The sequence below is a fragment of the Rhizobium sp. SEMIA 4085 genome (assembly GCF_013004495.1).
In the GTDB taxonomy this organism is placed as follows: Bacteria; Pseudomonadota; Alphaproteobacteria; order Rhizobiales; family Rhizobiaceae; genus Rhizobium; species Rhizobium gallicum.
The window spans coordinates 1-4,186 of the sequence record NZ_JABEPH010000447.1; the positions used below are offsets into that span (position 1 = coordinate 1).

The window sequence follows — 4,186 nt, forward strand, 5'->3', positions numbered from 1 at the left end:
AACGTCCATACATGGATGGCGATTACCCCGACCTATTGGGAAGGTCCAATTTCATTCAACGGAAGTGCTGGGGGGCATGGCTATTTGGAAATGACGGGATACTAACGATGATCGGCCGCGATGTGCGCGGCCGAACTTTAGGTCGAAGAGCCCCATCCTCCCAGCCGACGGGTTCGAAGCGTTCATCTGCACATACAGCGTCGCTGAGATGCAATTATGCAAGTCTTGCGTATTCCACCAGGCTGTGAGTGCATTCGCGCATCGGATCTCTCACTTCGTCCAACGTGCTTCAGCTCACAGAAGGGTAGCGAGGAGGATGCCACTGCAAACGAGCAAGGCGATGCCGCTCAGCAGATTGAGGGGCGATCCCTGGAAAACGGCCCTTGAGAGGCTCCGGCTGAAGAGCCGGACCAAGAGCGTCAATGCAGCAAAGTAGCATAGGTTAACTATCTGAAAAATCGCGCCCAACGCATAGAATCCGAATAAGGTTGGCTGCTGGCCGAGCGGTAAAAATGCGGGAAAGAAGCCTGCGAAAAATATGATCGGTTTGGGATTGGAAAGCGTCAGCGCAATTCCCTTGGCAAATTGGTGCCGAGGCGGAAGAACTTGACCGCTTTTGTCCATGCTGCCCTGGGAACTCAACGACTGCCTGATCAGCCCTATTCCGATATAGGCTACATAAGCTGATCCAAGGACCTTGATTGCATCAATTAGAAAGGGCCATTGGGCGACGAGGGCCGCAAAACCTAGGCCAGCACATGTAATAAGGACTATGTCACCAACGACAATTCCCGCAATGCCTCCGGCGGCGGCGCCCATGCCCCGTCCGGCCTGTCCCATGACAAAGAAGGTTGCTGGGCCTGGCACGAGGATTACGAGGCTAGAGGCAAGCACGAACGAAGCGATCGTTTCCATTGCGAACATGCTGGGCCTACCGTCCGCGCTCGAGGTGTGCGGCAATTACACCGGGCAACCACTGGGAAACATCTGGCGCTTCGTAGCCGAGAGAAATAGCCCTCGCGCTCGACATCGCGTAATCGGCCGGGAAGTCATATGGACTGAGTACTGCGGCGCGGCTAATCCCGGTCATGGCCTCCGCTTTTGCCTCTCTTCCCATGACTGATGCGACGGCTTGATGTATCTCCAGAGCCGTCAACGTGCCGTTCGCGCATGCATTGATCGCACCAGTAAAGGTATGCTGCCCAGCCCAGTAAAGAAAGTCGGCAATTCCGGCGGGATTGAAAAACGAACTCTTGCCGTTGTTGATCGAATAAAAGAGCGGTCGGCCGCTGGCTACACGATCAACATAGCTTCGAAGCCGGCCGGTGAAATCGTCCGGCCCAGACAGAATATGCCCGATCCGAACGCTGACCACCGGCAGTATGCCAGACTGATGAAACCAAACCTCAGCAGCGCGTTTGGCTTGCCCGTAGAGGCTTTCGGAGTATGTCTCGTCGCGCCAGGGAAAATCGGGATTTGCGCGCTCGTTGCCTAGATCGATGAGATTTTCGTCGAACGGAGCTTTTTTGGCCCAAAGCAATTGCGCGTAGACCTCGATGGTCGACGCCATGATGTAACGGCCCACTCTCCCGGCGAAGACAGATTCCGATATCCGAGCGTCGAGCGGACTGTAGCACATCTGGTCGAAGATGACGTCATAGTCTCCTCTTCCAGCGAAGGCACGGTCCATGGCATCTTCGTCGCGCCGATCCACCGTGACGCGGCTAACGGTGGTCCCGAAGTCGTCCGAGGTGATTCCTCGGGTCGCCACGGTTACGTTGAGGCCAGCTTCGAGAAGCCGCCTTACCAACAGCCGGCCGAAAAAACGGGTTCCGCCAATGACTAAGGCATTTTTTTGCATGGTGGTTCCTAGCTCCTGAATTAATCCTTGATTCCCATGCATCCATTGACTGCGCAACCGACAAATACTAAGCCAGTGAATAAGAATTTCTATGTCTTATGGACTGACAAATGCGCAGCCTGGCGGGACTTATTGATTTCGAATGCGCCGCGCGCTGGCAGAGCTTCAAGCTTGCCTCGCTTGAGCTTCATAAGACACCGGCTGCCGTGAGCCAGCAGATCAAGACTCTTGAACAAACGCTGGGCTTTTCCCTGTTCGAGCGTCACCCGCGCGGCGTGACGATTACCGATAAGGGTAAAGAACTTGCCGAGACCATTGCCAAGGCACTTCTGCTACTCGACCAGAAAATAAACGACCTTGCTGATGGCGCCGGCGACCGGGTGCTACGGGTTTCGACGACTCATTCATTCGCAATGAAATGGCTCATCCCAAGAATTCCGCGCTTCAACCTCGCCTATCCAGAGGTCGACTTTAGGCTGGAGGCGACAGATGAACCGGTACCGTTGAAGTCGGGCAAATGCGACGTCGTGGTACGACATGCCAGGTATGAACCGCATGTGGCAGACGACTTGACGTTCCCGGATCGCTTGGTGATGGTCGCGAGCCCAAGCCTTCTTGAAAGGTCGGGGCGCCCGGACCTCTTGATCGATGACATAGATGGCCTTCCGATAATCTATGAAGGTTCAACGCACCCTTGGATGCTATTGCTGGAAGCGCGGGGCATGCTTGGGAAGACGTTGTCTTTCACCCGAGCCTTTAGCCATGCTGGATTGCTCGTCCAGGCGGCGGTTTCCGGTGACGGGGTGGCACTGGTATCTGCAGCGATCGCGTCTGACGACATTTTGGCGGGCAGACTTGTTATGGCTGCCGATCTGTTCGTTCCATCGTCCTACTGCTACACGGTGCTGACGGCCTCCTCTAGTGCCACTAAGATCCAGGTGAAGCATTTCCGATCATGGATCGGCGAGGAAATGAGGCGATGTACTTAACCATAGTCCGGGCCTCCAGCCGCTCGGCATGTCAGCGGTCGGCACCAGGTTCAGGCATGGCCGGCCTACCGAAGAACCTAAACACTTTGTGCTATCGGCTTTGCGAACTCGCGCTGTGAAGCCGTTGCGACACCATAGTCGGCATGAGTCCAGATCTGATGGACATCGAAATGCTGGAGCGAGTGCCGGTTGAGATCGGGCACCATCTCGCGACGAGTCCGCGTCAGGAGGGCACTTTTGGTCATGTCTCCACGGCGTGCAGAGCTATCGCCACTCTCCGCCACGCTCCCGCCGCCATGACGCAAAGATAGGCTGGATTGCGGAACGTCCAGAAGCGGCAAAAATTATCTTTTGTTAATTACAGGTCTCACCGACGGGGATCTATCCTGTCTCGCTGCAGGTCGAGAACCGCCGGCGATGAGTGACCACCGCGACACGACGGAACTGGACGACACTGCACACGGGAGGATGAAAAGACAATCGTCCTCCAAATTCGGGAGATGCAAAATGCGCTCTTTGATCGTTAAGACGGCGCTCACCGCCATCCTTATATCTGTCCCACTAGCAACCGCCTTCGCTGCGTCCCATGCTTCCCGCAATTCACACGGTGTGCGCGCCGGCGAGCATGATCGTCGCGATCATTGGGCTCGGACCGAGCCCGGCGACGATGACCCGCTCGTGGATCCAATGCCGATGTTCATCCCCGACAGCCGATTGGACGCCATACTTTCTGAGATCCGTGCCGCCGATGGCCGTATCGCGGCTGACAGAAGCCGAAGGCTGCTCAGCGCCGCTGAAGTTCGTGATCTCCGTTCGCAAGAAGCCGCGATCCACGGACAAGCCATCCAGATGGCTCTGAGCGACGGCATGATATCTACGTTTCATTATCACGTGATAGAGCATCAGATCGCCAATCTCGATGGAGCGATTTCACGCGGGGCCCGCCACGCCTGATCGCAATCATCGCGCACCTGAAAGCCGCTCCGCTGGGCGGCTTTCATATAAGTGTTCTGGCAAGATCAGATGTCGCCGACGCCGATCGTGGCCGCGCTCAGCAAAGGCCATTTTTGTAAGCCGTGGCGGCCGGATGGCTCTGCGCTCGCACGCCAATCGCTTGAGTGGGTAAACTGGTCGACACTCGCATCGGAGCTTGAGACATTCTTCGTGTCAGAAGGTGGTTGCAACAATATACAGTCAATGTCGATGAAAGAAGGACATGGCGATATTCCGATGAAAGACTGGCTACCCGACCTCAGCTGCAGCAACAGCCCACGATACATGGCAATCTCCCGACTTATCGATATGGAGTTGCGCAGCGGTCATCTGACAATGGGTG

Annotated in this window: 7 protein-coding genes; 3 read left to right on the forward strand and 4 right to left on the reverse strand. The window is 56.0% G+C overall.

The features are described 5' to 3' along the window. The coding region (locus tag C9413_RS28725) for a lipocalin family protein (protein WP_281408689.1) at nt 1–105 on the forward strand (105 nt) is incomplete at its 5' end. A 189-nt stretch (nt 106–294) separates the two neighbouring features. Here the strand turns inward: C9413_RS28725 and C9413_RS28730 are convergent. Both C9413_RS28730 and C9413_RS28735 read right to left on the reverse strand, forming a co-directional pair. Further along, a complete protein-coding gene (locus C9413_RS28730) occupies nt 295–924 on the reverse strand; it encodes a LysE family translocator (protein WP_040114922.1) in 630 nt (209 codons plus the stop codon). 7 nt (nt 925–931) lie between these two features. Further along, nucleotides 932–1,861, reverse strand: coding sequence for an NAD-dependent epimerase/dehydratase family protein (locus tag C9413_RS28735; protein WP_040114923.1), 930 nt, complete (start codon nt 1,859–1,861; stop codon nt 932–934). 110 nt (nt 1,862–1,971) lie between these two features. On the opposite strand from C9413_RS28735, the gene C9413_RS28740 reads away from it, so the two are divergent. Continuing rightward, nucleotides 1,972–2,850 carry a LysR substrate-binding domain-containing protein gene (locus C9413_RS28740; protein WP_040114924.1) on the forward strand — a complete coding sequence of 293 codons (879 nt, stop codon included), beginning with the start codon at nt 1,972–1,974 and terminating at the stop codon, nt 2,848–2,850. Nucleotides 2,851–2,927: 77 nt separating this feature from the next. On the opposite strand, the gene C9413_RS28745 is transcribed toward C9413_RS28740, so the two are convergent. Together C9413_RS28745 and C9413_RS28750 are read right to left on the reverse strand one after the other, a co-directional pair. Next, the gene (locus tag C9413_RS28745) at nt 2,928–3,095 is read right to left on the reverse strand and encodes a hypothetical protein (protein ID WP_170251252.1); all 168 of its coding nucleotides are present in this window, start codon (nt 3,093–3,095) and stop codon (nt 2,928–2,930) included. A gap of 355 nt (nt 3,096–3,450) precedes the next feature. After that, the gene (locus C9413_RS28750; RefSeq protein WP_170251253.1) at nt 3,451–3,684 is read right to left on the reverse strand and encodes a hypothetical protein; all 234 of its coding nucleotides are present in this window, start codon (nt 3,682–3,684) and stop codon (nt 3,451–3,453) included. A gap of 189 nt (nt 3,685–3,873) precedes the next feature. Between C9413_RS28750 and C9413_RS32875 the strand changes: the two genes are divergently transcribed. Beyond that, the coding region (locus C9413_RS32875) for a hypothetical protein (protein WP_210263646.1) at nt 3,874–4,186 on the forward strand (313 nt) is incomplete at its 3' end.

Excerpts from the sequence above, each read along its gene's own strand:
- C9413_RS28730 (WP_040114922.1), bottom strand. The coding sequence starts at position 924 with ATGTTCGCAATGGAAACGATCGCTTCGTTCGTGCTTGCCTCTAGCCTC.
- C9413_RS28735 (WP_040114923.1), bottom strand. The coding sequence starts at position 1,861 with ATGCAAAAAAATGCCTTAGTCATTGGCGGAACCCGTTTTTTCGGCCGG.
- C9413_RS28740 (WP_040114924.1), top strand. The coding sequence starts at position 1,972 with ATGCGCAGCCTGGCGGGACTTATTGATTTCGAATGCGCCGCGCGCTGG.
- C9413_RS28745 (WP_170251252.1), bottom strand. The coding sequence starts at position 3,095 with ATGACCAAAAGTGCCCTCCTGACGCGGACTCGTCGCGAGATGGTGCCC.